The sequence below is a fragment of the Plastoroseomonas arctica genome, assembly GCF_018128965.1.
Classification (GTDB): domain Bacteria; phylum Pseudomonadota; class Alphaproteobacteria; order Acetobacterales; family Acetobacteraceae; genus Plastoroseomonas; species Plastoroseomonas arctica.
Genome location: NZ_JAAEDH010000006.1, coordinates 70243 through 93395 on the forward strand (window position 1 = coordinate 70243; position 23153 = coordinate 93395).

The following is a 23153-nucleotide window of genomic DNA, read 5'->3' on the forward strand; positions in this document are numbered from 1 at the left end:
AAGAGCGGGGCGCCCTGAGGAACGCCCTATGCACCGTCGTCACCTGCTCACGGCAGCAGCGGCAATTTCCGTTGCACGCCCGCTCTCCCGCCCTGCCCTGGGCCAGCAGCCCAGGACACTGATCCATGTGCCGCAAGCGAGCATGGGCAGCCTCGATCCCGTCTGGACCACCGCCGTGGTCACCCGCAATGCGGGCGCGATGCTGTGGGAGACGCTCTACGGCCGCGACGAGCGGCTCAACGCGCGCCCGCAGATGGTCGAGGGCCACACGGTCGAGGATAACGGCAAGCGTTGGACGATGCGCCTGCGCGAGGGCCTGTTCTTCCATGATGGCGAGCCGGTCCGCTCACGCGACTGCGTCGCCTCGATCCGGCGATGGATGAAGCGCGACCTGGTCGGCCAAACGATCGAGGCACGGCTCGATGCGCTCGAAGCGCCTGACGACCGCACCCTGGTGTTCCGCCTCAAGGCCCCGTTCTCCTCCTTGCCCTACGCGTTGGCGAAGACGCAGCCCACGCCGGTCATCATGCCCGAACGGCTCGCCCTGACCGACCCGTTCCGCCAGGTCACGGAATTCATCGGCAGCGGGCCGTTCCGCTGGGTGGCGGATGAATACGTCCAGAACAGCAGCGCCGTCTTCGTGAAGAACGAGCGCTATCGGCCGCGCGACGAGCCGGTCAGCTTCTGCGCCGGCGGCTATCGGGTGAAGGTCGATCGCGTCGAATGGCGCTTCATTCCCGACCCCGCGACGGCGGCCAACGCGCTCATCAACGGCGAGGTCGACTGGATCGACCAGCCGCTGCCCGACCTGCTGCCGCTGCTGCGCCGCGCGCGCGGCGTCAATGTCGAGGTGCTCGACAATTACGGCACCTACGGCGCGATGCGGCCGAACGCGCTGCATGGCGCGACCGCCAACCCCGCGATCCGCCGGGTGATGCTGGCCGCGGTCGACCAGGTGGCCTGCATGACGGCGGCTATGGGGACGGACCCGTCGCTGTTCCGCGCACCCGTCGGATACTTCCTGCCCGGCACGCCCTCCGCCAATGACGCTGGCATGGCGGCGGTGCGGAACCGGCCCAGCATGACCGAAGTGAAGCGCATGCTCGCCGCCACAGGCTACACGAACGAACGCGTCGTGCTGATGCACCCCACCGACCAGAGCTTCTATCACGCGATGACCTCCGTGGTCGCCGCGAACCTGCGCGAGGCCGGCTTCAACCTCGACGAGCAGTCGATGGACTGGGGCACGATCGTGCAGCGCCGCACCAGCCGCGAACCGCTGGAGCGCGGCGGCTGGTCGCTGTTTCCCGCCGGATTCCCGGCCGCCGAGTATCGCGACCCCGTCTTTGCGACCAATCTGCACCAGACCGGCAGCACGGCCTGGTTCGGCTGGCCCGAGGATGCCGAGGTCGAGGCGATGCGCGCACGCTGGATGGATAGCACTGACGAGGCCGAGCAGCAGCGCCTCGACCGCGCCATCCAGGAGCGCAGTTTCGCGACGGTGCCTTTCATCCCGCTCGGCCAATACCTGCCGCCGACCGCCTATCGCCGTAACATCACCGGATTGTTGAAGGGCGCGGTCCCGGTTTTCTGGAATGTCGATAAGACCTGACAGCGCTTGCATGGCCCCGCAATCGGGGTGAGGCTGATAGCGAATGCGGCGGCCGCCAGAGCACGCCCAAGGGGAGACGAAGAATGCTGTCCAGGATCAGCCTGCTGCGTGGCGCCGGGCTTCTAACCGGTGCTGGTTTCTTCACCTCATCCGCCCAGGCGCAGACCGCGACGGGGCCGATCACCACCGCCGACATCATCCGCCGCGGACGTGTGCGCATCGGCGTTGTCACCGGCGCGCCGCCCTTCGGCATGGTGGACCCACAGGGCAATGCTGTGGGCTACGATCTCGATGTGGCCGCGCTGCTGGCCCGCTACCTGGGCGTGCCGGCCGAGATCACATCCCTCACACCGCCCTCGCGCATCCCTGCACTCGAATCCGGCCGCGTCGATTTCCTCTGCGCCACCCTCGGTGCCACGCCGGAGCGCGCCCGTACGGTCATGTTCACCATGCCCTACTCCGCCTTCCGCATGGTGCTGATGGCCAAGCGTGACAGCCCGATCCGCGACTGGGCCGACCTGGCGGGCAAGCAGGTGGGCGTCCCCCGCGGGACGCCGCAGGAACAGGCGCTCGTCCGCCGGGCACCGCGGGGCACGCGCATCGTGCGCTTCGAGGATGACGCGACCTCCGCCCAGGCGCTCATTGTTGGTCAGATCGATGCGATCGGGATCCCCGATACCATCGGCGGCGAGATCGCGCGCACCCGGCCCGAGGCTGGTCTCGAATCCAAGTTCCTGATGTTCAACCAGCCCAACTGCATGACGGTTCGCAAGGACCAGTTTGAAATGCGCGCCTGGCTGCAGAACGCGATCTACTTCGCCAAGACCAGCGGCGAGCTGGACGACATTTGCCAGAAATGGACGCAGAACCCGCTACCGACCGACCTGCCGGTCTTCTGATGCCGCGCGTTCGCGCGCGGCGCCGACACGAATGAGTTTCCAGTTCCAATTCGAACCGGTCTTCGCCCGCGCCGATGTGCTGTTCGACGGCTTCCTGCTGACGGTGCAGCTCGCCGGGCTGGGCATCTTGCTCGGCGGGCTGCTCGGGACGCTGCTTGCGTTGCTGCGGCGGCTGGTGCCCGCACTCGGGCTGCCCATCACCGCTTATGTCGAGGTGGTGCGCAACACGCCGTTCTTGGTGCAGCTCTTCATCGTCTATCTAGGCCTGCCGCAGATCGGCATCCGCCTCACGCCCGAACAGGCCGCGGTCATCACCATGGCGCTCAACCTCGGCGCCTATACGACCGAGATCGTGCGCGCGGGTCTCGACAGCGTCCACCCCAGCCAGATCGAGGCCGGGCTTTCGTTGGCACTCAGCCGCTGGCAGGTGCTGCGCTACATCGTGCTCGCGCCCGCGCTGGCTCGCGTGTGGCCCTCGCTGTCGAGCCAGTTCGTGCTGATGATGCTTTCCTCATCCGTGTTCTCGTTCATCTCCGTCCAGGAGCTCTCCGGCGCCGCGAGCAATGTCGAGCAGGACACCTTCCGCAGCTTCGAGACCTACATCGTCGTCACCCTCGCCTATCTCGGCCTCGCCATGGTGCTGCGGTTGATCCTGATGGCGCTGGGCGCGGTGCTGTTCCCTTCGGGATCCGGGCTCGGGCGGCTGCGGCAATCGGCAGGCAATCGATGATCCGGCAATTCGGCATCGACGAGTTCATCTTCATCCTGCTGTCCGCTCGCTGGACGCTGGTGCTGACGCTGATCGCGCTCAGCCTCGGCGGCGTGTTCGGCTTCGTCATCGCGCTCACGCGGGTCTCGCGCTTTGCGCCGCTGCGCCTGCTCGCCGGCGCATGGATCGGCCTGGTGCAGGGCGTGCCGGTGCTGATGCTGCTGTTCCTGTCTTATTTCGGCCTGGCCCTGGCGGGCCTCGACCTGCCGCCGATGATCGCGGCGGGCATTTCGCTCTCGCTCTATGCGGGCGGGTTCCTGGGCGAGATCTGGCGCGGCGCCATCCAGTCGGTCCCGCATCCGCAATGGGAGGCGTCGGCCGCACTCGCGCTCACCCGTGCCCAGCAATACCGCTACGTCATCCTGCCCCAGGCGGTGCGCATCGCGACCCCACCCACGGTGGGCTTCGTGGTGCAGCTGGTGAAGAACACCGCCATCGTCTCGATCATCGGCGTGGTCGAGCTCGCGCGCGCGGGCAACCTCATCAACAACGCCACCTTCCAGCCCTTCAAGGTCTTCGCCGTGGTGGCGCTGATCTACTTCTGCATCTGCTGGCCGATCTCGCTGCTGGCGCGACGGCTCGAAAGGGGGATGCATGCCGGTCGTCCAGGTTGACCAGGTGCACAAACGCTACGGCCCGCTCGAGGTGCTCAAGGGCGTCTCCATGGCGGTCGAGCGCGGCGAGGTCGTGGCCATCATCGGCCGCAGCGGATCCGGCAAATCCACCCTGCTGCGTTGCCTCAACGGGCTGGAGCCGATCCAGTCAGGCCGGATCGAGGTCGCCGGTCACGTGCTCGATGCCTCCGGGCGGGGCCTCCGCGCGCTCCGCAAGGATGTCGGCATCGTCTTCCAGAGCTACAATCTCTTCCCGCATCTGCGCGTGGCGGAGAACATCATGCTCGCCCCGCGCGTGGCCCTCGGCCTGTCGAAACGCGACGCCCGCGCACGGGCCGAGGCAACCCTGGCCCAGGTGGGCCTCGCGGAGAAAATCGAAGCCTGGCCCGACAACCTCTCCGGCGGCCAGCAGCAGCGCGTTGCCATCGCCCGCAGCCTGGCGATGCAGCCCAAGGTGATGCTGTTCGACGAGGTCACCAGCGCGCTCGACCCGGAACTGACTGGCGAGGTGCTGGCGACGCTGGAGGCACTCGCACGCGACGGCATGACGATGCTGCTGGTGACCCACGAGATGGCCTTCGCCCGGCGTGTGGCGCACCGCACCATCTTCATGCACCAGGGGCTTCTGCATGAGGAAGGCCCATCCGAGGCGCTGTTCGGCGCGCCGCGCACGCTCGAGCTTCGGCAATTCCTGGCCGGCGGCCTCAAATAGGCAGCCTCTACGTCACATAAATATATCCTTATGTCTCACTGCAACCCTACCCTCGCCGGGCTGGGCATGCTAGCGGCACGCCCGAAACCGAACGCAGGATCTATCGCCATGGCCGCCGCCGATTACATCATCAAGGACCTCTCCCTCGCCGCCTGGGGCCGCAAGGAAATCTCGATGGCCGAGGACGAGATGCCCGGCCTGATGGCGACCCGCGAGGAATACGGCACCAGCCAGCCGCTCAAGGGCGCGCGCGTCGCCGGCTGCCTGCACATGACCATCCAGACCGCCGTCCTGATCGAGACCCTCCAGGCCCTCGGCGCCGACGTCCGCTGGTCGTCGTGCAACATCTTCTCCACCCAGGACCACGCCGCGGCCGCCATCGCCGCCACCGGCACCCCGGTCTTCGCGATCAAGGGCGAGACGCTGCCGGAATACTGGGATTACGTGCGCAAGACGCTCGAATGGGCCGATGGCGGCACGCCCAACGTCCTGCTCGACGATGGCGGCGACATGACCCTGCTCGTCCATTACGGCCTGCGCGCCGAACAGGGCGACGTGGCCTTCCTGGAGAATCCCACCAACGAGGAAGAGGAAGTCTTCTTCGCGCTTATCAAGAAGTGCGTCGCCGAAAAGCCCGGCTGGTTCGCCCAGCTCGCCGCGAACATCAAGGGCGTCTCCGAGGAGACCACCACGGGCGTCCACCGCCTCTACGTCATGGCCAAGGAAGGCAAGCTGCTCTTCCCCGCCATCAACGTGAACGACAGCGTCACCAAGTCGAAGTTCGACAACCTCTACGGCTGCCGTGAATCCCTCGTCGACGCCATCCGCCGCGGCACCGACGTGATGATGGCCGGCAAGGTCGCCATGGTCGCGGGCTTCGGCGATGTCGGCAAAGGCTCCGCCGCCTCGCTCCGCAACGCCGGCTGCCGCGTCATGGTCAGCGAAGTCGACCCGATCTGCGCGCTCCAGGCCTCGATGGAAGGCTACGAGGTCGTCACCATGGAACAGGCCGCGCCGCGCGCCGACATCTTCGTCACCGCCACCGGCAACGTCGACGTCATCACCGTCGACCACATGCGCGCGATGAAGCACCGCGCGATCGTGTGCAACATCGGCCACTTCGACTCCGAAATTCAGGTCGCCGGCCTGCGCAACATGAAGTGGGACAACATCAAGCCCCAGGTCGACGAGATCGAATTCCCCGACGGCAAGAAGATGATCCTTCTCTCCGAAGGCCGCCTGGTGAACCTCGGCAACGCCACCGGGCACCCGAGCTTCGTGATGTCTGCGAGCTTCACCAACCAGACGCTGGCGCAGATCGAACTCTGGACCAACCCGGGCAAGTACGAGAACAAGGTCTACACCCTGCCCAAGCACCTCGATGAGAAGGTCGCCGCACTGCATCTGGCGAAGGTGGGGGCGACGCTCACCAAGCTCACGTCGCAGCAGGCCGGGTATATCGGCGTGCCGGAGCAGGGGCCGTTCAAGGCTGAGCAGTACCGGTACTGAGAACAGGCTGGGGGAAATGAATTTCCCCCAGACCCCCATTCTTTTATTTTTGGCTACGGGTGCTGGCTGCACAGCCAGCACCGCTCCAAGATGACCAGGCATACGCTCAACAAGCCATTTACCCTCACCGGCAAGTCGCTGCACGCCGGCAAGCGCACCACGCTGACGCTGCGACCCGCGCCCGAAAACACCGGCATCCGCTTCCGCCGCACCGACCTTGAAACCGAACTTACCGTTGCGCCGGACCACGCACGCCGCGCCACGCTCTCCACCGCGCTCGACCTGCCCGGCGGGCATCGCATCCGCACCATCGAGCACCTGCTCTCCGCCTGCATGGCCCTCGGTCTCGACGACCTCATCGCGGAGATCGACACCGAGGAACTCCCCATCCTCGACGGCAGCGCCGCACCCATCTGCGCAGCGATCCAGGCGGCCGGCCTCGTCGCGACCGCCGCGCCGCGGCCCCACCTCCGCGTCCTCGCGCCCATCGAGGTCAGCACGCCCGACGATCGCCTGCTGCGCGTTGAGCCAGCGGACACGCTCACCTTCGACATCACCCTCGACCTCGCGCACTGGGGCATGCTGCGTTGGTCCGGAACGCCGCTTGGCGCGACCTACCTCAGCGAGATTGCGCCGGCGCGCAGCTTCCTCCGCCTCGGCCATGGCCTGGCCCAACGCCTCAAGCGCGGCCAAGGCGAGCCCGTGCTGCGCGGCGCTTGGTTCACCAACACTGCTCCCCTCTTTCGCGGCGGCATCCTCGGCGGCGCGCGGCTTCCGGCCGAGCCGGTGCGCCACCGCGCGCTCGACCTTCTCGGCGACCTTGCCCTGCTCGGCATGCCCCTTCTCGGCCACGTCACGGCGCATCGGACCGGCCACGCCCTGAACCTCGCTCTCGTCCAGACGATCATGGCGAGACCTGACGCCTGGGTCATTCTTCCCAGCTAGCCCCTTGGCATCCCAGGGCCGCTTGCCCTAGATGCGCTGGGATCAATCAATGAGGATGAAACGCCCATGAATCGCCGCTCCATCATGGGCGCCGCCGCCGCGGCGCCGATCGCGCTCGCGACGCCTGCCCTCGCGCAAACGCTGCCCGAAATCCGCTGGCGCTGCGCCTCCTCCTTTCCGCGCAACCTCGATGTGCTGTTCGGCGCGCCAGAAAAGATCGCGGCCCGCATTGCCGCGCTCACCGACAACCGATTCCGCATCCAGGTCTTCCCGGCCGGCGAGATCGTCCCCGCGCTCGCGGTGCTCGACGCCGTGCAGGCCGGCACGCTCGAATGCGGCCACACCGCGCCCTATTACTACCTCGGCAAGGATCCCAGCTTCGCCTTCTTCACCGCCGTGCCCTTCGGGCTGACCGCGCGGATGAACACCGCCTGGATGATCCAGGGCCCCGGTCGCGAGCTCGCGACCGAGCTGTTCGACGGCTACAACATCCACACGATCCCGGCCGGTGACACCGGCGCGCAGATGGGCGGCTGGTTCCGCAATGAGGTTCGCAGCCTCGCCGATCTGAACGGCCTGAAGTTCCGCGTGGCCGGTCTCGCCGGGCAGGTGTTCGCCCGCCTCGGCGCCGTCCCCACCCAGGTTGCGGCCGGCGACATCTACCCCTCGCTTGAGCGCGGCACGCTCGACGCCGTGGAATTCGTCGGCCCGCATGACGACGAGAAGCTCGGCTTCTACCGCGTGGCCCGCAACTACTACGCGCCTGGCTTCTGGGAGGCCGGCGCCCGGCTGCACTTCATGGCGAACAAGACCGCCTGGGCCACCCTGCCGGACAGCTACAAGGCCGCCATCGACGTCGCCTGCGGCGAGCAGAACGCGGACATGACCGCGCGCTACGACCACCTCAATCCGCAGGCCTTGCGCCGCCTGGTCGCCGCCGGAACCCAGCTGCGCTTCTGGCCACGCGAAATTCTCCAGGCCGCCTGGCGCGAGACCCACGCGCTGTACGAGGACATTGGCGGCCGAAACGAACGCTTCAAGCGCATCTGGACGTCGTACAAGACCTACCGTGACGAGGAATACCAGTGGTTCCGCGTGGCCGAGAACTCCTTCGACAACTTCGCCTTCCCCGCCGCCGCGGCGCGGTGAGGCCATCCCGGGGATGACACTGCGCATCCTCGGCAAGGCGAGTTCGATCAATGTGCGCAAGGTCCTGTGGACCTGCGCCGAAATCGGCCTGCCCTACACCCTTGAGGCTTATGGCAGCGGATACGAGCCGACCGACACGGCAGCCTTCCTGGCCCTGAACCCGAATGGGCTGGTGCCGGTCATCGAGGATTCCGAGGGCGTGCTCTGGGAATCCAACACCATCTGCCGCTACCTGGCCTCGAGGCACGGCCGCGACGACCTGCTGCCCTCCGCGCCTCGCCCGCGCGCCCTGGTCGAACGCTGGATGGACTGGCAGGCGACCGAGTTGAACACCGCCTGGCGCACGCCCTTCATGGCGCTGGTCCGCCGAGACAGTGCCTATGCCGACCCGGCGTCCATTGCCGCGGGCATCGATCGCTGGAACGCCATGATGGCCATTCTCGACGGCCAGCTCGCCGCGACCGGCGCCTATGTCGCCGGGGAGCACTTCACCCTGGCGGACGTGGGCCTGGGCCTTTCCGCCAATCGTTGGCTCGAGACGCCGATGGCGCGGCCGGACTACCCCGCCATCGCCGCCTGGGTCGAACGGCTGATGGTGCGCCCGGGCTTCCGCGAGCACGGGCGAAACGGCACGCCCTGATCGTTCAGGCCGCCGCCATCACGTGCTGCCGGCAGGCCATCTTTGGCTGGATATGTTCGCCGAAAGCATCCATCCCCGCGATGAAATCATCGAAGGTCAGCATGATGCCCTTCACGCCCGGCATCGCCGCCGCCTCGTCCAGCATCCGCGCGACACTGGCGTAGGACCCGACCAGCGTCCCCATGTTGAAGTTGATCGGCGACGCGGAGCGCTGGATGGCGGCCGCCATCGAGGTCGCCTCGGTGTTCACGTCTGCCGCCGCATGGCCCAGCAGGTGGGCCAGCGCTTCGCGGTCGGCACCCTTGTTGTAGAGGTCCCATTTCGCCAGCGCCGCTTCGTCGGTCTCGTCGGCGATGATCATGTAGAGCATGTAGCTGCCGACATCGCGGCCGGTCTTCTTCGCGTGTTCCAGCATGCGCGCCGGCACGCCGGCCGCCTTGGTCGGCTCGTTCACGCCTTCGCCAAGGGCGAAGTTGAAGTCGCAATATTGCGCGGCGAACTCCATGCCGCGGTCGCTCTGCCCGGCTGAAACCAGCTTGATCGGCACGCTCGGTGGCGGGCTGAGCTTGCAGTGATCCATCTGGAAGAAATCGCCCTTGAAGTCGGATTCCCCCGTCTCCCAGAGCTCTTTCATGATGTGCACGTATTCGGTGCTGTAGTCGTAGCGCTTGGCGAAATGCGCCTCGCCGGGCCAAAGGCCCATCTGGGTGTATTCGACCTTGTGCCAGCCGGAGACGATGTTCACCCCGAAGCGGCCGCCGGAGATCGAGTCGATCGTGCTCGCCATGCGGGCGACGATCGCCGGCGGGATGGTCAGCACCGCCGTTGACGCATAGAGCCTGATCTTGGTCGTCACCGAGGCGAGCCCCGCCATCAGCGTGAAGCTTTCAAGCCCATGGTCCCAGAACTCGGTCTTGCCGCCGAACCCGTGCAGCTTGATCATCGAGAGTGCGAAATCGAAGCCCAGCGCTTCGGCAGTCTGCACCACGTGCTTGTTCAGCGCGAAGCTCGGCATGTACTGCGGCGATGTCGCCGAGATCAGCCAGCCATTGTTGTTGATCGGAATGAAAACGCCGATATCCATGACGGCACCTCTTATGCTCGAAGCCCCGAACGCGGGCTGCCAAAATTCATCGAAGCAACGCCCGTGCCAGACCGGCGCCTGCTGGCGGTGCCGGACGGAGGCAGGTATGAGCTTCCCCCGAGACTGACAACGAGAGCGATCTAGGATGAATTTCGCGGCACTGGCTTCCGCGCTGCTCATGGGCATCGTCGAGGGCGTCACCGAATTCCTGCCAATCTCCTCGACGGGGCACTTGATCCTGCTGGGCGAGCTGATCGGCTTCCGCGGGCCGCCAGGCAAGGTCTTCGAGATCGCGATCCAGCTCGGCGCCATCTGCGCGGTCGTTGTGGTCTACCGGGAGCTGCTGCTGCGCCTGGTCAACGGCCTGCGCCGCAACGGCATCGAGCGCTTCTACCTCATCAACCTGGCCCTCGCCTTCGCGCCGGCCCTGGTCATCGGCGCCACCTTCCACAGCACCATCACGCGGCTGCTGTTCAATCCCTGGGTGGTCTGCTGCGCGCTGATCGTCGGCGGCGTCGCCATCATCCTCATCGAGCGACTGAAGCCGGTGGGCCGCATCCGCTCGGTTCCTGAGATCGGCCCCCTTGCGGCGTTGTTGATCGGGTGCGGACAGGTGCTCGCGATGATCCCGGGGACGTCGCGCTCGGGTGCGACCATCATCACCGCGCTGCTGATCGGCGTGGAACGTCGGACGGCGGCGGAGTTCAGCTTCATCCTCGCGATCCCGACCATGCTGGGCGCGACCGTGTTCAGCCTGTTCAAGGCGCGCAACGAGCTGGAGATCGAGGGGCTCGGCCAGATCGCGGTCGGTTTCATTGCCGCCTTCGTGGTCGCCCTCGTGACGATCCGCGTCGTGCTGGCGGTGATCGGGAGGATCGGGTTCACGCCCTTCGGCTGGTACCGGATCATCCTCGGCATCGCGATGCTCACGGTCCTGTCGCTGCGATGAGCGGCGCGATCGGCCAGCGCGGGCTGGCCGTCATCATCCTGTCGGGTTGCCTCGTTCCGCTGCTGCCCGTCGCCCTCATTCCCCTGCCGCCGCTGCTGGATTATCCGAACCACCTGGCGCGGCTTTGGCTGATCGCCGGCGGTGCCGCGGGAACCCCGCTTGAACACGTCTATGCGGTGGATTGGTCGCTTGCCTGGGTCAATATCGGCATAGACCTGATCGCTCGCGGCTTGAGCCCGGTCGTGGGCCACGGATCCATCGGCAGGCTGTGCATTGCGCTGGCCATGCTGTTGCCTGCCCTGGGGTTCGTGCTCCTCGGACGGATCATCGCGGGGCAATGGCATCCCCTGCTGTTGCTCGGGCCGCTGCTTTCGGCAAACGCATTGCTCGCGCTCGGATTTCTGAACCATCAGATCTCGGTCGGTCTCGCGCTGCTTTTCGCGACGGCGGACACAATCTGGCGCGCAGGCCCATGGGTGAAATCGATCCCGCGGGTGGTCGCGGGCGCGCTGATCGCGATCGTCCATCCCTTCGGCGCATTTGCCTATGCGACGGTCCTTGCCTGCCTATCCGTGGGCATCCTCCGCCCATCACGGCCGGGCTTTGTCGTGGCGATGGCACGGGCGGCCCTGGCCGCGGCGCCGGCCCTGGCCGCCGTGATCATTCTTGCTGCGATGGCACCCCATCTTCCAGGTGGCGATCCGCGCACGACGACGCCCGGCTGGGTGTATGATATCGAGACCAAGTTCATCGGGTTCCTGTTCGGGATCGTGAGCTACGATCCGGCCTGGGAGATCGTGCTGGCCGCCATTCTGGGTTGGTTCGTCGTGCTCGGCGGCCTTCGCATGTACCTCCATGCCCATTGGGGATTGCTGATCGGTGTGGCCGGGTGCGCTTGCCTGATCCTGATATTGCCGTCGAACATCGGAGACGGCGGCCAGATGGAAATCCGCTTCGCCGGATTGACGATCCTGCTGGCCAGCTTGGCCCTCCTGCCACGCCCCTCGTTGCACGCCATCAGCGCTCCGTTGGCCGCCGCCCTGTTCCTGCTCATCAGTGCGCGGAGCGTGTACGTGTTCGAGCGCTGGAGCCAGGGCGCGCAGAACCTGGCCGCCGTCGAGGCTGTTCTTGCAGACTTGCCGCTGGGTGCCTCGCTGCTGCCGGTCCACGTCCAGTTCGGTCGCAATGCCGACGATCTGAAGCTTCTCGGCGTCTGGTCCACCAGCATTCATTTTCCGACGCGGGCTATCCCGCTGCGGCACTCCTTCGTCCCCAACCTGTTCAGCGCCGTGGGCAAGCAACCGATCCGCGTCCTGCCGCCCTGGTTCGCGCGATCCGCGCCGGACGGCGTGCTGCCCGACCCGTACTTCCTGACCGTGCCCATGTTCCCCGAGTTGGCGAGGGCCTTTCCCTACCTGGCGGATTGGCGTGCCAATTTCGACCACGTGCTTCTGGTCGATGCCGCGGGGGTGGAGATGCAAGCCTCGGGTCTTGCCCTTGTCGCCGACACCGGGTTCGCCCGGCTTTACCGGGTCACCGCTCCGAATCCCTGAACCCACGAAGCTGGGACGTGTGAGCGCTGCCTACCCTTCGAGCGCGACCTCGAACGCCGCTTCGGTCTTCTCGCGCATCTCCGCCTCGCTCACGCCCGGCGCCAGCTGGACCAGGGTGAGCCGCGGCTCGCCTCTGCGCGCGATCCGGAACACGCCGAGGTCCGAGATCACCATGTCCACCACACGCTGCCCGGTCAGCGGCAGGGTGCAGGCGTTCAGCAATTTGGGCTTGCCGCCCGCGGTATGTTCCATCAGCACCACCACGCGCTTCACGCCGGCGACGAGGTCCATCGCGCCGCCCATGCCCTTGACCATCTTGCCCGGGATCATCCAGTTCGCGAGGTCGCCATTCCCCGCGACCTGCAGGGCGCCCAGGATCGACAAATCGATATGGCCGCCGCGGATCATCCCGAAACTGTCGGCCGAGGAGAAATAGCTGCTCGTCGGAAGTTCGGTGATGGTCTGCTTGCCGGCATTGACCAAGTCCGCATCCTCCTCGCCCTCGAAGGGGAAGGGGCCGAGGCCGAGCATGCCGTTCTCACTCTGCAGCTGCACGTTCATCCCGGCGGGGACGTGGTTCGCGACCAGCGTGGGAATGCCGATGCCGAGGTTCACGTAGTAGCCATCCTGCAGCTCGCGCGCGGCGCGCGCGGCCATCTCGTCCCGATTCCAGGCCATCTGCTCGTCTCCCTCAGGCCGCGCGCTTGGTGACGGTGCGGCTCTCGATGCGCTTCTCGTAGCCCTCCGGAAGCGCGATCATGCGCTTGACGAAGATGCCCGGCGTATGGATGGCGTCGGGCTCGATCGCGCCGGCGGGGACCAGGTGTTCCACTTGTGCGACGGTCATGCGCGCCGCGGTGGCCATCATCGGGTTGAAGTTGCGCGCCGTCTTGCGGTAGGCGAGGTTGCCCTCCGCATCGCCCTTCCAGGCGTGGATGATGGCGAGGTCGGCGAACAGGCCGCGCTCCATCACATAGGTCTCGCCGTCGAAGTCGCGCAGCTCCTTGCCCTCGGCGACCGCGGTGCCGACACCGGTCTTGGTGAAGAAGGCGGGGATGCCGGCGCCGCCGGCGCGGATGCGCTCGGCCAGCGTGCCCTGCGGGTTGAATTCGATCTCCAGCTCGCCGGCCAGGAACTGGCGCGCGAATTCGGCATTCTCGCCGACATAGGAGCTGATCATCTTGCGCACCTGGCGGGTGTGCAACAGCATCCCCAGGCCGACATTGTCGGTGCCGGCATTGTTCGAGATGATGGTGAGGTCGCGCACCCCGGCATCGCGGATCGCCTCGATCAGCACCATCGGCACGCCGCACAGGCCGAAGCCGCCAGACATGATGGTCATGCCATCGCGCAGTTGCTCGGCCAGCGCTGCCCTGGCGTCCGGATAGAGTTTTGGCATCGCGCACCTCCCGCTGATCGCGCCGACCCTAAGGCCTGGGCGGCCTCGGCGAAAGGGGCGCGCGACTGCTCTTGCGGTGTTCGGGGGCGGGCGCTATACGCCGCGCTCCCGAGGGTCCGGGGCCATAGCTCAGTTGGTAGAGCGCTTGAATGGCATTCAAGAGGTCGGCGGTTCGATTCCGCCTGGCTCCACCACTTCGCGACCGCGCCGATCCAAAGCCGACGGAGACGCGCCGACCTCGATAAGATCTCTCACCGATGGTCTGCGAGCTCGATCCAGGTCGGCGCATGATCGCTGGTCTTTTCCCAGCCGCGAACGTGCCGATCAACGCCGGCTTCGACGAGGTGTCCCGAGAGCGCGGGGCTGAGCAGCAAATGGTCGATGCGCAGCCCGGCGTCGCGCGCATAGGCATTCCGGAAGTAGTCCCAGAAGGTGTAGATCCGTCCGGTCGGGTGAAGCGCACGCAGCGCGTCCATCCAGCCCTGTGCAAGAAGCGCCTGGAACGCCGTACGGACCTCGGGGCGGAACAGGGCATCATCCTTCCAGCGCTCGGGTTTGTAGACGTCGAGATCGGTCGGCATCACGTTGAAATCGCCGATCAGGGCTGCCGGTATGTCCAGGTGCAGAAGCTCGTCGGCATAGGTGGCCAGGCGATCGAACCATCGCAGCTTGTAGTCGAATTTGGGGCCGGGCGCCGGGTTGCCGTTGGGCAGGTAGAGACAGCCGATGACGATGCCTTCGACCACGCCCTCGATGTAGCGGCTCTGTGCGTCGTCGGGATCGCCAGGAAGGCCGCGCCGCGTTTCCAAAGGTGCCCGCCCTCTGGCGAGGAGCGCGACGCCGTTCCAGCTCTTCTGGCCATGCCAGATCGCTCCATAGCCGGCGTCGCGCAGCGCGGCCGCCGGAAAGCTCTCCTGGGCGGCCTTGAGTTCCTGCAGGCAAACGATGTCAGGTGCCTGCTCCTTCAGCCAGCGCAGCAATATGGGCAGCCTGCCGTTGACGCCGTTGACGTTGTAGGTCGCGATCTTCATGGCACCTGACCTTCTCGCGACGGCTTGAGCCGCCCTACCCGACGACGCCGACCTCGATACCGCGCGGGCGCCGATTTGCAATCCCTGAGGAACCGGTTCGAAAGCGGGCAGCCTGAGCTGATCGACGCAGGCTGATCCCTGCGCGGCCGCGTTTGAAAGGGACGTCGTTCTGGCACGACTCTTGCTCTCATGTTCCTCCGACGATCTTGCGCGAGACGCCATTCGGCGCGTTGCAGCCAAGGTCGTCGCGATCGTGCGCAGGAGCATCGCCATCCATGCCTCGCAACGCCGCATTGCAGGTCGAGACCGCCGCGGCGGTCGCGGCTCCGCTCATTTCGGTGAGGAGCCTCACGGTCGATTTCTTCACGGCCCGTGGGCGGTTCACGGCGCTGCATGGCATCAGCTTCGACGTGCGGCCGGGCAGTGTGCTGGGCATCGTGGGGGAATCGGGTAGCGGCAAAAGTGTGACCGCACTGGCCATGATGCGACTGCTGCCGGACCACACTGCGCGCATCACCGGCGGGCAGATCCTGTTCCAGGGCACCGACCTCGCGCACGCTGCTGAACGCGATCTGCGCCGGCTGCGTGGGCGCGACATGGCAATGATCTTCCAGGACCCCACCACCTCGCTGAACCCGATCTTTTCCATCGGACACCAGCTGCGCGAAGGGCTGGCGCTGCATCTGGGCCTAGGACGTGCCGCGGCGGACCGACGCGCCGAAGAACTGCTCGCGCTGGTGCGCATCTCCTCGCCGCGCGCTTGCCTGGCGAAATTTCCCCATGAGCTGTCGGGCGGCATGCGGCAGCGCGTGATGATCGCCATCGCGCTCGCGTGCAACCCAAAACTGCTGATCGCGGATGAGCCGACCACCGCGCTCGATGTCACCACCCAGGCGCAGATCCTGGAGCTGCTGCGCGACCTGCAGGGCGAGCTGGGGATGGCCATCATCCTCATCACCCACGACCTCGGCGTGGTCGCCGAATTCGCCGACGAGGTGCAGGTTATGTACGCCGGCCGCATCGTCGAGCGGGCGCCGGTCGCCGACATCTTCGCCGTGCCAAGCCACCCCTATACCGGGGGCCTGCTTCACTCCATGCCCTCGCTGGAGGAGGAGGACCCGGCGCTGCTGCCCACCATCGCGGGCATGGTCGCGAGCCCCTTCGCCATGCCGCCGGGCTGCGCCTTCCATCCGCGCTGCCATCTTGCCGGCGCCGACTGCACGCGCGCTGTGCCGCCGCTGGCGCGGGTGGGGGCCGGCCACGACAGCGCCTGCATCCGCACCGCCCATGTCTGAGGTGGCGCAACCCCTCGTCCGGGCACGTGCCCTCGCACGGCATTTCCCGGGACAGGGTGGCAAGCGCGTGACCGCCGTCGACGGCGTCAGCTTCGACATCGCGCGCGGCGAAACGTTGGCGCTGGTGGGCGAAAGCGGGTGCGGCAAGACCACGACGGGCCGGATGCTGGTGCGCCTGGTCGAGCCCGATGCCGGCACCATGGCCTTCGACGGGATGGACATGGCGACGCTCACCGCCGGCGAGCTGCGCGGCCTGCGCCAGCGCATGCAGCTGATCTTCCAGGACCCCGGCAGCGCGTTCAATCCGCGCATGAACGTTGCGACGCTGATCGCCGAGCCCATGCGCCTGGCCGGCTATCCCCCCGCCGAACAGCGCGCCCGCGTGGCGGAGTTGCTGCCGCTCGTCGGTCTCGCGCCCGAATACGCCGAGCGCTTCCCGCATGAGTTCTCCGGCGGGCAGCGCCAGCGCATCGGCATCGCCCGCGCCCTCGCGCTGCGGCCGGATTTCATTGTCTGCGACGAGCCGGTGAGCGCACTCGATGTTTCCGTGCAGGCGCAGGTCATCAACCTGCTCACGGAATTGCAGCGCCAGTTCGGACTCACCTATTTGTTCATCTCGCACGATCTGCGCGTGGTGCGCCACGTCGCGACGCGCATCGCGGTGATGTATCTCGGCCGCATCGTGGAAACAGCGCCCAAGGCCGCGCTCTACGCCACGCCGCGCCATCCCTATACGCGTGCGCTGCTTTCCGCCGTGCCCTCGCACCGGCCCGGTGTCGCGCGCACGCGGCTGGCCGATATCGGCGAAATCGCGAGCGCCGATGCGATCCCCTCGGGCTGCCGTTTCCACACTCGCTGCCCGCACGCAATCGCGCTGTGCCGCGAGAAGGACCCCGAACTCACGACCATCGGCGACGGCCATGAGGCCGCCTGCCACCGCCTTGACGACCTGGCTGCCTGACCCCCGACCCGCGAAGGAATGCCCGCCATGCCGAACATCCCCGCCCCCAGCCGCCGCCAGATCGGGCAGGCCACGCTCGCCGCCGCCATCGCCGGCGCGGGACCAGCGCGCGCGGCGGACAAGACGCTCGTTGTCGGCGCCTCGGTGTTTCCCGACAGCCTGCGGCCGGGCATCTCCTCCTTCGCCTCGGAAAGCCTGCTGGACCAGACCAACGAGCCGCTGGTCGCGCGCACCAATGAGGGCGGGCTGACGCCGTGCCTGGCCACCAGCTACACAGTTCTTGATGACACGACCGTGCAGTTCAAGCTGCGCAGTGGCGTGAAGTTCCACGATGGCAGCAACCTCACAGCCGAGGATGTGGCCTTCACGATCAACTACATCCTCGATGTCAGGAACGGGTACGGGCTGCTCGCACGCATTGCGCCGGTCTCGGGCGTGACGGTGGTCGATCCGCTGACCATCAACATCACCACGCGCGCGGTCTTCCCGACGCTGCTGATGGGCCTGTCGAGCGTGCTCATCCAGTCCAAGGCGTATTTCGACCGTGTGGGGATCGCCGGCATCCAGGCGCGGCCGATGGGCACCGGCCCCTTCATCTACGAACGCTGGACGCCGGGCGACCGCTACACGCTGACCGCGAACCGCAATTACTGGGACGGCGCGCCGAAATTCGACCGGCTGGTGATCCGCGAAATTCCTGATCCCGGCACGCGCGTGGCCTCGCTCGTCGCCGGCGAGACGCAGATCATCGAGGAGGTGCCGATCGACCTGATCCCGCAAGTTGAGCGCTCGCCGATCGCGAAGGTGGATGAGATCACCTCCACGGCGGGGCTGATACTGACCTATGACGTGCGAGTGCCGCCGTTCAATGATCCGCGGGTGCGGCTGGCGTTCGATTTCGCCGTGGACAAGGAAGCGATCCGGCGCGAGATCCTGAAGGGCCGAGGCGAGGTGCTGCAAGGGCAGCTGCTCACCTCCACCAGCTTCGGGTTCAACCCGAATATTCGCGCGCGCGGTTTCGACCCCGACCGGGCGCGGGCGCTGCTGCGCGAGGCGCGCTATCCCGCGCGCTACCCGGTGGTGATCTCGACGCAGTCGGGCAAGTACGTGTCCGATGTGGACATCTGCAACGCGGTCGCGGGCATGCTCGGCAATGTCGGGGTGAATGCGACGGTGAATGTGGTCGAGGGCGGGGTGTTTCAGCAGATGCAGAACGCCTTCCGCACGGGGCCTATGTACATGATCGGCTGGTACAGCCTGGGCGATGCCGATTTCGCCACCGTGTGGTTCACGCAAGGCGGACGCCGCGCGATCTGGAACAATGCCGAATATGAGCGGCTGTTCCTCGCGGCGCGGTCCACCAATGACCGCGAAATCAGGACCGCCGCCTATCACCGGATGATGGAGATTTTGCACGAGGAGAATCCCGCGCTCTTCCTGCTCGGGCTGCCGAGCCTCTATGGCGTGAACAAGCGCATCACGAATTTCTCGGCGGCACCGGACAAGATCCTGCGTCTTGCCAAGACGGATTTCGTGTAGCGGATGGGACGCTACATCGCCCGGCGTCTCGCGCTGCTGCCGCTGTCGCTGCTGCTGGTGGCGCTGATCACCTTCGTGATCCTGCGGCTGACCGGCAATCCGGTAGAGATCTTCCTCGACGTGAATTCCACGCCCGAGCAGATCGCCGAACTCACCGCGCGGCTGCACCTGGATGAGCCGATTCCAGTGCAGTTCTTCATCTTCCTGCGCGACCTGATGACCGGGGATTTCGGCGAATCGCTGCAGTTCAACGCGCCCGCCGCGGGCATCGTGCTGGAGCGGCTGGGGGCGACGCTGACGCTGGCCTCCACCGGGCTTGGCTTGGCGATGACGCTGGGGATCGGGCTGGGCCTGGTGTGTGCCGTGCAGCGCGACAGGGCGGCGGATTTCGTTATCACCTCGGTCGCGGTCGCCGGGCAGTCGATGCCGAGTTTCTGGCTGGGCATCCTGCTGATCCAGTTGTTTGCGCTGAAGCTGGGGTGGCTGCCGACATCGGGCGCGGGCGGCATTCAGCACATCATCATGCCGGCGTTTACGATCTCGGCGTTTCTGCTGCCCAACATCATCCTGATTACCCGCGCGAGCGTGCTGGACCTGTCGCATGAGCAGTTCGTGGTCGCGGCGCGGTCCAAGGGACTGTCGCGCGGGCGGGTGCTGATCACGCATATCCTGCCCAATGCGTTCAACCCGATCCTGAGCTTTCTGGGCATCCAGATCGGGGCGCTGATTGGCGGGTCAATCATCACGGAGACCATCTTCGCCTGGCCGGGGGTCGGCCGGCTGATCCTGAACTCCATCGCCCATCGCGACGTGCCGGTTGTGGAGGCGGCGGTCCTGATCATCGCGGTCGGGATCGCGCTCACCAACCTCGCGGTGGACCTGTTGCAGATGCTGATCGACCCGCGGGTGCGCCGGCAATGAGCGATGTGACGCAGGCGCGCCGGGTATGGCTGCCGTGGCGCGCGCGGGCGGCCGCGCCGGCGCGGCTGCGCGCGCCGAGCTTTGGGAAGAATTTCAAGATCGGGCTGGGTGCGGGGATCATCCTCGCGATGATCCTCACCGCGATCTTCGCGCCCTTCATCGCGCCCTATGACCCGTACCAGCAGTCCCTCGCGATGCGGCTGAAACCGCCCGCCTGGATGGAAGGCGGCAGCGCGCGCAACTGGCTCGGCACCGACACCTATGGGCGCGATCTGCTCTCGCGACTCATCTACGGCGCACGGCTGTCGATCCTGGTGGGCGTCGCGTCGATGCTGCTCTCCTGCGTCATCGGCACCACGGCGGGGCTGGTCGCGGGGTACAAGGGCGGGCGCGTCGAGCAGGTCATCATGCGGCTGGCCGATGCGCAGATGGCCATTCCCGAAATCCTGCTCGCGATCCTGATGGTTGCGGCGATCGGGGGGAGTGCGACGAACCTCATCCTGGTGCTCGGCGTGTCGCGGTGGATGGTCTATGCGCGGGTGATCTTCGGGCTCACGCGGTCGCTGAAGCAGCGGCCCTTCGTGGAGGCGGCGACGCTGTTCGGCGGCTCGGACCGCTACATCATCCGCCGCCACATCCTGCCGCAGATCATCCCGGTGCTGACGGTGGTCGCCACTTTGCAGGTCGCGCAGATGGTGTTGCAGGAGACCGCGCTGTCCTATCTCGGCCTGGGGTTGCCGAACCCGACGGCGACCTGGGGGAACATCCTCGCCGAGGGATCGTCGCGGCTGTTCGTGGCACCCTGGATCGCGGACCTCGCCGGTGTGGCGATCATTCTGCTCGTCTGGGGGATCAACATGTTCGGCAATGGGTTGCGCGAACATATCGACCCGCAATCGCGTCTCGCGCCTCGCTGAAAGGAAGCACTCGATGCCCAAGCCGTTTCACCTCGCCTGGTTTCTCTCGCGTGGGTATGGCCCGAAGGCCTGGCGCCATGATTGGGGCGGCACCGATGGCACGCAGGCGCGGTGGATGCAGCCCGACCTGTTCGTCGATCTCGCGATGGCGATGGAGCGCGCCTGCTTCGACTACCTGATCATCGAGGACAGCTGCAACGTCAGCTATACCTACAAGGGCAACCACGACACCTATCTGCGCTATGCGGCGGCGACGCCGAAGCTCGACCCCGCAGTGCTGGTGCCCTACCTCGCGCAGGCGACGAAGAATCTGGGCATCGTGCCGACGCTGTCCGCTTCCGAGTATCCGCCGTTTCTGCTGGCGCGGCTGGTCAACTCGCTCGACCACGTGACCGAGGGGCGCGTCGGGTGGAACATCGTCACCGGCAGCAATGATGGCGGCGCGCAGAATTACGGGTCGGACAAACACATCCCGCATGATGAGCGCTACGACCGGGCCGACGAGATGTGCGATGTGGTGACGCGGCTGTGGGAGTCTTGGGAGCCCGACGCGATGGTGCTGGACCGCGAGAACGCGATCTTCGCGGATGGGCAGAAGGTCCATGCGATCAACCATGAGGGGAAGTACTTCAAGGTGCGCGGGCCGCTGAGCGCGCCGCGCTCGCCGCAGGGGCGGCCGGTGCTGTGCCAGGCGGGCGGGTCACCGCGGGGGATCACCTTCGCGTCGAAATGGGCGGATACGATCATCGCGTCGCAGACCTCGGTGGAGTCGATGAAGGCGTATCGCGACGAGGTGCGGCGCAACGCCGTGCTGCACGGGCGCGACCCCGACAAGATCAAGGTCCTGTTCCTCGCCGACCCGATCGTGGATGTGACGATGGAGCAGGCGCGGCTGCGGCGGCAGAAGGACATCCAGTTCGCCTCCGACAATGTCGAGTTCACGCAGGCGATGATGTCCACGCTGACGGGGATCGATTTTTCGAAGTACCCCGTGGATGAGCCGCTGCCCGCGCTCACCTCCAACGGCCATCAATCCGTCGTCGCGAAATACGCCGGGCGCACGCCGCGCGAGATCGGGATGGCGCAGGCGAACCGTTCGGGGCTCGACTACACCGGCACGCCCGACCATGTCGCGGGGATGATGCAGGAGGTGATGGAGGAGGTCGGCGGCGATGGCTACCTGCTCACCTATGGCGATTTCAGCCGGCGCTACGTGGCCGAGATCACCGATGGCCTGGTGCCGGAATTGCAGAAGCGCGGGCTCACCAAGCGCGGCTACGCGCACAAGACCTTCCGCGACAATCTGATGGATTTCTGAGATGCCAAAACCCTTCCACCTCGCCTGGTTTCTCTCGCGCGGCTATGGCCCGAAGGCGTGGCGGCAGGAATGGGGCGGCACCGATGCCGCCCAGGCGCGGTGGATGATGCCCGATCTCTTCGTCGATCTCGCGCAGGGAATGGAGCGGGCCTGCTTCGACTACCTGATCATCGAGGACAGCTGCAACGTGCCCTATACCTACAAGGGCAATCACGACACCTATCTGCGCTATGCGGCCTCGACGCCGAAGATGGATCCGGCGGTATTGGTGCCGTATCTGGCGCGCGCCACGAAACACCTCGGCATCATCCCCACGCTTTCCACGTCGGAATACCCGCCCTTCCTCTTGGCGCGGCTGGTCAATTCGCTGGACCACACGACCGAGGGGCGCGTCGGGTGGAACATCGTCACCGGCAGCAATGATGGCGGCGCGCAGAATTACGGCATGGACAAGCACTTCGCCCATGATGATCGCTACGACCGCGCCGATGAGTTTGCCGACATCGTCACCCAGCTGTGGGAATCCTGGGATCCCGACGCGGTGGTGCTGGATCGTGAGGGCGCCATCTTCGCCGATGGGCAGAAGGTCCGCGCGATCAATTACGAGGGGCAGTACTTCAAGGTGCGCGGCCCGCTGAGCGCGCCGCGCTCGCCGCAGGGCCGGCCCGTGCTGTGCCAAGCCGGAGGCTCGCCGCGCGGCCAGGTCTTCGCCGCGAAATGGGCCGACACCATCATCGCCTCCCTGGAGACCGTGGCCGACATGAAGGCCTTCCGCCAGAAGGTCCACGCCCAGGCGCGCAGCACCGGCCGCGACCCCGCGAGCATAAAAATCCTGTTCCTCGCCTACCCGATCATCGACGTCTCGATGGAAACGGCGCGGCAGCGTCGTGACACCGAGATCGCCGATGCCGGCAAGCACATCGATGCCTCGCTCGCGATGCTGTCGCGGATCAGCGGCATCGACCTCTCGAAATACCCGCTCGATGAGCCGCTGCCGGTGCTCACCTCCAACGGCCACCAGTCGAGTGTCGCGAAATACGCCGGCCGCACGCCGCGCGCCCTTGCACTCGCCAACGCGAACAAGTCCGGCATCGACTACACCGGCACGGTGGACCACGTGGCGTCGATGATGGAGGACATCATGGAGGAGGTCGGCGGCGACGGCTTCCTGCTGTTCAACGGCGATTTCACGCGCCGCTACATCGCGGAAATCTGCGACGGGCTGGTACCGGAACTGCAGAAGCGCGGCCTCACGAAACGGCGCTACGAGCACCGGACCTTCCGCGACAACCTCATGGCATTCTGATCGCTGACCGTCGCCGGAAGCCAAGTCTTCC

General features: G+C 66.5%; 22 protein-coding genes and 1 tRNA gene. 19 read left to right on the forward strand and 4 right to left on the reverse strand.

Going from position 1 to position 23153, the window contains the following annotated elements; all coding sequences use genetic code 11:
• The first annotated feature begins 28 nt into the window (after nucleotides 1–28).
• From GXW79_RS07170 to GXW79_RS07210, 9 genes are all read left to right on the forward strand, one after another.
• Entirely contained in the window at nucleotides 29–1612 is a 1584-nt protein-coding gene (locus tag GXW79_RS07170; protein WP_211873667.1) for an ABC transporter substrate-binding protein, read from the forward strand.
• 83 nt (nucleotides 1613–1695) lie between these two features.
• Nucleotides 1696–2511, forward strand: coding sequence for a transporter substrate-binding domain-containing protein (locus GXW79_RS07175; protein WP_211873668.1), 816 nt, complete (start codon nucleotides 1696–1698; stop codon nucleotides 2509–2511).
• Between the two features lie 31 nt (nucleotides 2512–2542).
• The gene (locus GXW79_RS07180) at nucleotides 2543–3241 is read left to right on the forward strand and encodes an amino acid ABC transporter permease (protein ID WP_211873669.1); all 699 of its coding nucleotides are present in this window, start codon (nucleotides 2543–2545) and stop codon (nucleotides 3239–3241) included.
• A complete protein-coding gene (locus GXW79_RS07185; protein ID WP_211873670.1) occupies nucleotides 3238–3894 on the forward strand; it encodes an amino acid ABC transporter permease in 657 nt (218 codons plus the stop codon). The genes GXW79_RS07180 and GXW79_RS07185 overlap by 4 nt, the downstream gene beginning before the upstream one ends.
• Entirely contained in the window at nucleotides 3875–4606 is a 732-nt protein-coding gene (locus tag GXW79_RS07190) for an amino acid ABC transporter ATP-binding protein (RefSeq protein WP_211873671.1), read from the forward strand. The genes GXW79_RS07185 and GXW79_RS07190 overlap by 20 nt, the downstream gene beginning before the upstream one ends.
• A 108-nt stretch (nucleotides 4607–4714) precedes the next feature.
• Nucleotides 4715–6115 (forward strand): adenosylhomocysteinase, encoded by a 1401-nt coding sequence (gene ahcY, locus GXW79_RS07195; protein ID WP_211873672.1) that lies wholly within the window; start codon nucleotides 4715–4717, stop codon nucleotides 6113–6115.
• 90 nt (nucleotides 6116–6205) lie between these two features.
• Entirely contained in the window at nucleotides 6206–7060 is an 855-nt protein-coding gene (lpxC, locus tag GXW79_RS07200) for a UDP-3-O-acyl-N-acetylglucosamine deacetylase (RefSeq protein WP_211873673.1), read from the forward strand.
• 66 nt (nucleotides 7061–7126) lie between these two features.
• A complete protein-coding gene (locus GXW79_RS07205) occupies nucleotides 7127–8209 on the forward strand; it encodes a TRAP transporter substrate-binding protein (protein WP_211873674.1) in 1083 nt (360 codons plus the stop codon).
• Nucleotides 8210–8222: 13 nt separating this feature from the next.
• The gene (locus tag GXW79_RS07210; RefSeq protein ID WP_211873675.1) at nucleotides 8223–8849 is read left to right on the forward strand and encodes a glutathione S-transferase family protein; all 627 of its coding nucleotides are present in this window, start codon (nucleotides 8223–8225) and stop codon (nucleotides 8847–8849) included.
• 4 nt (nucleotides 8850–8853) lie between these two features.
• Here the strand turns inward: GXW79_RS07210 and rutA are convergent, their stop codons facing one another.
• Entirely contained in the window at nucleotides 8854–9933 is a 1080-nt protein-coding gene (rutA, locus tag GXW79_RS07215; RefSeq protein ID WP_211873676.1) for a pyrimidine utilization protein A, read from the reverse strand.
• A 145-nt stretch (nucleotides 9934–10078) separates the two neighbouring features.
• Between rutA and GXW79_RS07220 the strand changes: the two genes are divergently transcribed.
• Together GXW79_RS07220 and GXW79_RS07225 are read left to right on the forward strand one after the other, a co-directional pair.
• The gene (locus GXW79_RS07220) at nucleotides 10079–10882 is read left to right on the forward strand and encodes an undecaprenyl-diphosphate phosphatase (RefSeq protein ID WP_211873677.1); all 804 of its coding nucleotides are present in this window, start codon (nucleotides 10079–10081) and stop codon (nucleotides 10880–10882) included.
• Nucleotides 10879–12435: a hypothetical protein gene (locus GXW79_RS07225; protein WP_211873678.1), complete on the forward strand. Its 1557-nt coding sequence runs from the start codon at nucleotides 10879–10881 to the stop codon at nucleotides 12433–12435. The genes GXW79_RS07220 and GXW79_RS07225 overlap by 4 nt, the downstream gene beginning before the upstream one ends.
• A 30-nt stretch (nucleotides 12436–12465) precedes the next feature.
• Here the strand turns inward: GXW79_RS07225 and GXW79_RS07230 are convergent, their stop codons facing one another.
• Together GXW79_RS07230 and GXW79_RS07235 are read right to left on the reverse strand one after the other, a co-directional pair.
• The gene (locus tag GXW79_RS07230; RefSeq protein ID WP_211873679.1) at nucleotides 12466–13113 is read right to left on the reverse strand and encodes a 3-oxoacid CoA-transferase subunit B; all 648 of its coding nucleotides are present in this window, start codon (nucleotides 13111–13113) and stop codon (nucleotides 12466–12468) included.
• A 13-nt stretch (nucleotides 13114–13126) separates the two neighbouring features.
• Nucleotides 13127–13834 carry a CoA transferase subunit A gene (locus GXW79_RS07235; RefSeq protein ID WP_211873680.1) on the reverse strand — a complete coding sequence of 236 codons (708 nt, stop codon included), beginning with the start codon at nucleotides 13832–13834 and terminating at the stop codon, nucleotides 13127–13129.
• Between the two features lie 118 nt (nucleotides 13835–13952).
• Between GXW79_RS07235 and GXW79_RS07240 the strand changes: the two genes are divergently transcribed.
• Nucleotides 13953–14028 (forward strand) — tRNA-Ala (locus GXW79_RS07240).
• 57 nt (nucleotides 14029–14085) lie between these two features.
• On the opposite strand, the gene xth is transcribed toward GXW79_RS07240, so the two are convergent.
• Nucleotides 14086–14865: an exodeoxyribonuclease III gene (gene xth / locus GXW79_RS07245; protein ID WP_211873681.1), complete on the reverse strand. Its 780-nt coding sequence runs from the start codon at nucleotides 14863–14865 to the stop codon at nucleotides 14086–14088.
• Nucleotides 14866–15140: 275 nt separating this feature from the next.
• Between xth and GXW79_RS07250 the strand changes: the two genes are divergently transcribed.
• The 7 genes from GXW79_RS07250 to GXW79_RS07280 all read left to right on the forward strand — a co-directional run bounded on the left by GXW79_RS07250 (nucleotide 15141) and on the right by GXW79_RS07280 (nucleotide 23122).
• Complete coding sequence (locus GXW79_RS07250) at nucleotides 15141–16160, forward strand: ABC transporter ATP-binding protein (protein WP_211873682.1); 1020 nt, start codon at nucleotides 15141–15143, stop codon at nucleotides 16158–16160.
• 67 nt (nucleotides 16161–16227) lie between these two features.
• The gene (locus tag GXW79_RS07255) at nucleotides 16228–17121 is read left to right on the forward strand and encodes an ABC transporter ATP-binding protein (RefSeq protein ID WP_367614831.1); all 894 of its coding nucleotides are present in this window, start codon (nucleotides 16228–16230) and stop codon (nucleotides 17119–17121) included.
• Between the two features lie 27 nt (nucleotides 17122–17148).
• A complete protein-coding gene (locus GXW79_RS07260) occupies nucleotides 17149–18660 on the forward strand; it encodes an ABC transporter substrate-binding protein (protein ID WP_211873684.1) in 1512 nt (503 codons plus the stop codon).
• 3 nt (nucleotides 18661–18663) lie between these two features.
• The gene (locus tag GXW79_RS07265; RefSeq protein WP_211873685.1) at nucleotides 18664–19581 is read left to right on the forward strand and encodes an ABC transporter permease; all 918 of its coding nucleotides are present in this window, start codon (nucleotides 18664–18666) and stop codon (nucleotides 19579–19581) included.
• Nucleotides 19578–20498, forward strand: coding sequence for an ABC transporter permease (locus GXW79_RS07270; protein WP_211873686.1), 921 nt, complete (start codon nucleotides 19578–19580; stop codon nucleotides 20496–20498). Before GXW79_RS07265 ends, GXW79_RS07270 begins: the two co-directional genes overlap by 4 nt.
• 13 nt (nucleotides 20499–20511) lie before the next feature.
• Nucleotides 20512–21816 carry an NtaA/DmoA family FMN-dependent monooxygenase gene (locus tag GXW79_RS07275; protein ID WP_211873687.1) on the forward strand — a complete coding sequence of 435 codons (1305 nt, stop codon included), beginning with the start codon at nucleotides 20512–20514 and terminating at the stop codon, nucleotides 21814–21816.
• A gap of 1 nt (nucleotide 21817) precedes the next feature.
• The gene (locus tag GXW79_RS07280) at nucleotides 21818–23122 is read left to right on the forward strand and encodes an NtaA/DmoA family FMN-dependent monooxygenase (RefSeq protein WP_211873688.1); all 1305 of its coding nucleotides are present in this window, start codon (nucleotides 21818–21820) and stop codon (nucleotides 23120–23122) included.
• The last annotated feature ends 31 nt before the right edge of the window (nucleotides 23123–23153 follow it).

Bases quoted from the DNA above. Each gene is read 5' to 3' on its own strand.
- GXW79_RS07170 (WP_211873667.1), top strand. From the start codon at position 29: ATGCACCGTCGTCACCTGCTCACGGCAGCAGCGGCAATTTCCGTTGCA.
- GXW79_RS07175 (WP_211873668.1), top strand. From the start codon at position 1,696: ATGCTGTCCAGGATCAGCCTGCTGCGTGGCGCCGGGCTTCTAACCGGT.
- GXW79_RS07180 (WP_211873669.1), top strand. From the start codon at position 2,543: ATGAGTTTCCAGTTCCAATTCGAACCGGTCTTCGCCCGCGCCGATGTG.
- GXW79_RS07185 (WP_211873670.1), top strand. From the start codon at position 3,238: ATGATCCGGCAATTCGGCATCGACGAGTTCATCTTCATCCTGCTGTCC.
- GXW79_RS07190 (WP_211873671.1), top strand. From the start codon at position 3,875: ATGCCGGTCGTCCAGGTTGACCAGGTGCACAAACGCTACGGCCCGCTC.
- ahcY (WP_211873672.1), top strand. From the start codon at position 4,715: ATGGCCGCCGCCGATTACATCATCAAGGACCTCTCCCTCGCCGCCTGG.
- lpxC (WP_211873673.1), top strand. From the start codon at position 6,206: ATGACCAGGCATACGCTCAACAAGCCATTTACCCTCACCGGCAAGTCG.
- GXW79_RS07205 (WP_211873674.1), top strand. From the start codon at position 7,127: ATGAATCGCCGCTCCATCATGGGCGCCGCCGCCGCGGCGCCGATCGCG.
- GXW79_RS07210 (WP_211873675.1), top strand. From the start codon at position 8,223: ATGACACTGCGCATCCTCGGCAAGGCGAGTTCGATCAATGTGCGCAAG.
- rutA (WP_211873676.1), bottom strand. From the start codon at position 9,933: ATGGATATCGGCGTTTTCATTCCGATCAACAACAATGGCTGGCTGATC.
- GXW79_RS07220 (WP_211873677.1), top strand. From the start codon at position 10,079: ATGAATTTCGCGGCACTGGCTTCCGCGCTGCTCATGGGCATCGTCGAG.
- GXW79_RS07225 (WP_211873678.1), top strand. From the start codon at position 10,879: ATGAGCGGCGCGATCGGCCAGCGCGGGCTGGCCGTCATCATCCTGTCG.
- GXW79_RS07230 (WP_211873679.1), bottom strand. From the start codon at position 13,113: ATGGCCTGGAATCGGGACGAGATGGCCGCGCGCGCCGCGCGCGAGCTG.
- GXW79_RS07235 (WP_211873680.1), bottom strand. From the start codon at position 13,834: ATGCCAAAACTCTATCCGGACGCCAGGGCAGCGCTGGCCGAGCAACTG.
- xth (WP_211873681.1), bottom strand. From the start codon at position 14,865: ATGAAGATCGCGACCTACAACGTCAACGGCGTCAACGGCAGGCTGCCC.
- GXW79_RS07250 (WP_211873682.1), top strand. From the start codon at position 15,141: ATGCCTCGCAACGCCGCATTGCAGGTCGAGACCGCCGCGGCGGTCGCG.
- GXW79_RS07260 (WP_211873684.1), top strand. From the start codon at position 17,149: ATGCCGAACATCCCCGCCCCCAGCCGCCGCCAGATCGGGCAGGCCACG.
- GXW79_RS07265 (WP_211873685.1), top strand. From the start codon at position 18,664: ATGGGACGCTACATCGCCCGGCGTCTCGCGCTGCTGCCGCTGTCGCTG.
- GXW79_RS07270 (WP_211873686.1), top strand. From the start codon at position 19,578: ATGAGCGATGTGACGCAGGCGCGCCGGGTATGGCTGCCGTGGCGCGCG.
- GXW79_RS07275 (WP_211873687.1), top strand. From the start codon at position 20,512: ATGCCCAAGCCGTTTCACCTCGCCTGGTTTCTCTCGCGTGGGTATGGC.
- GXW79_RS07280 (WP_211873688.1), top strand. From the start codon at position 21,818: ATGCCAAAACCCTTCCACCTCGCCTGGTTTCTCTCGCGCGGCTATGGC.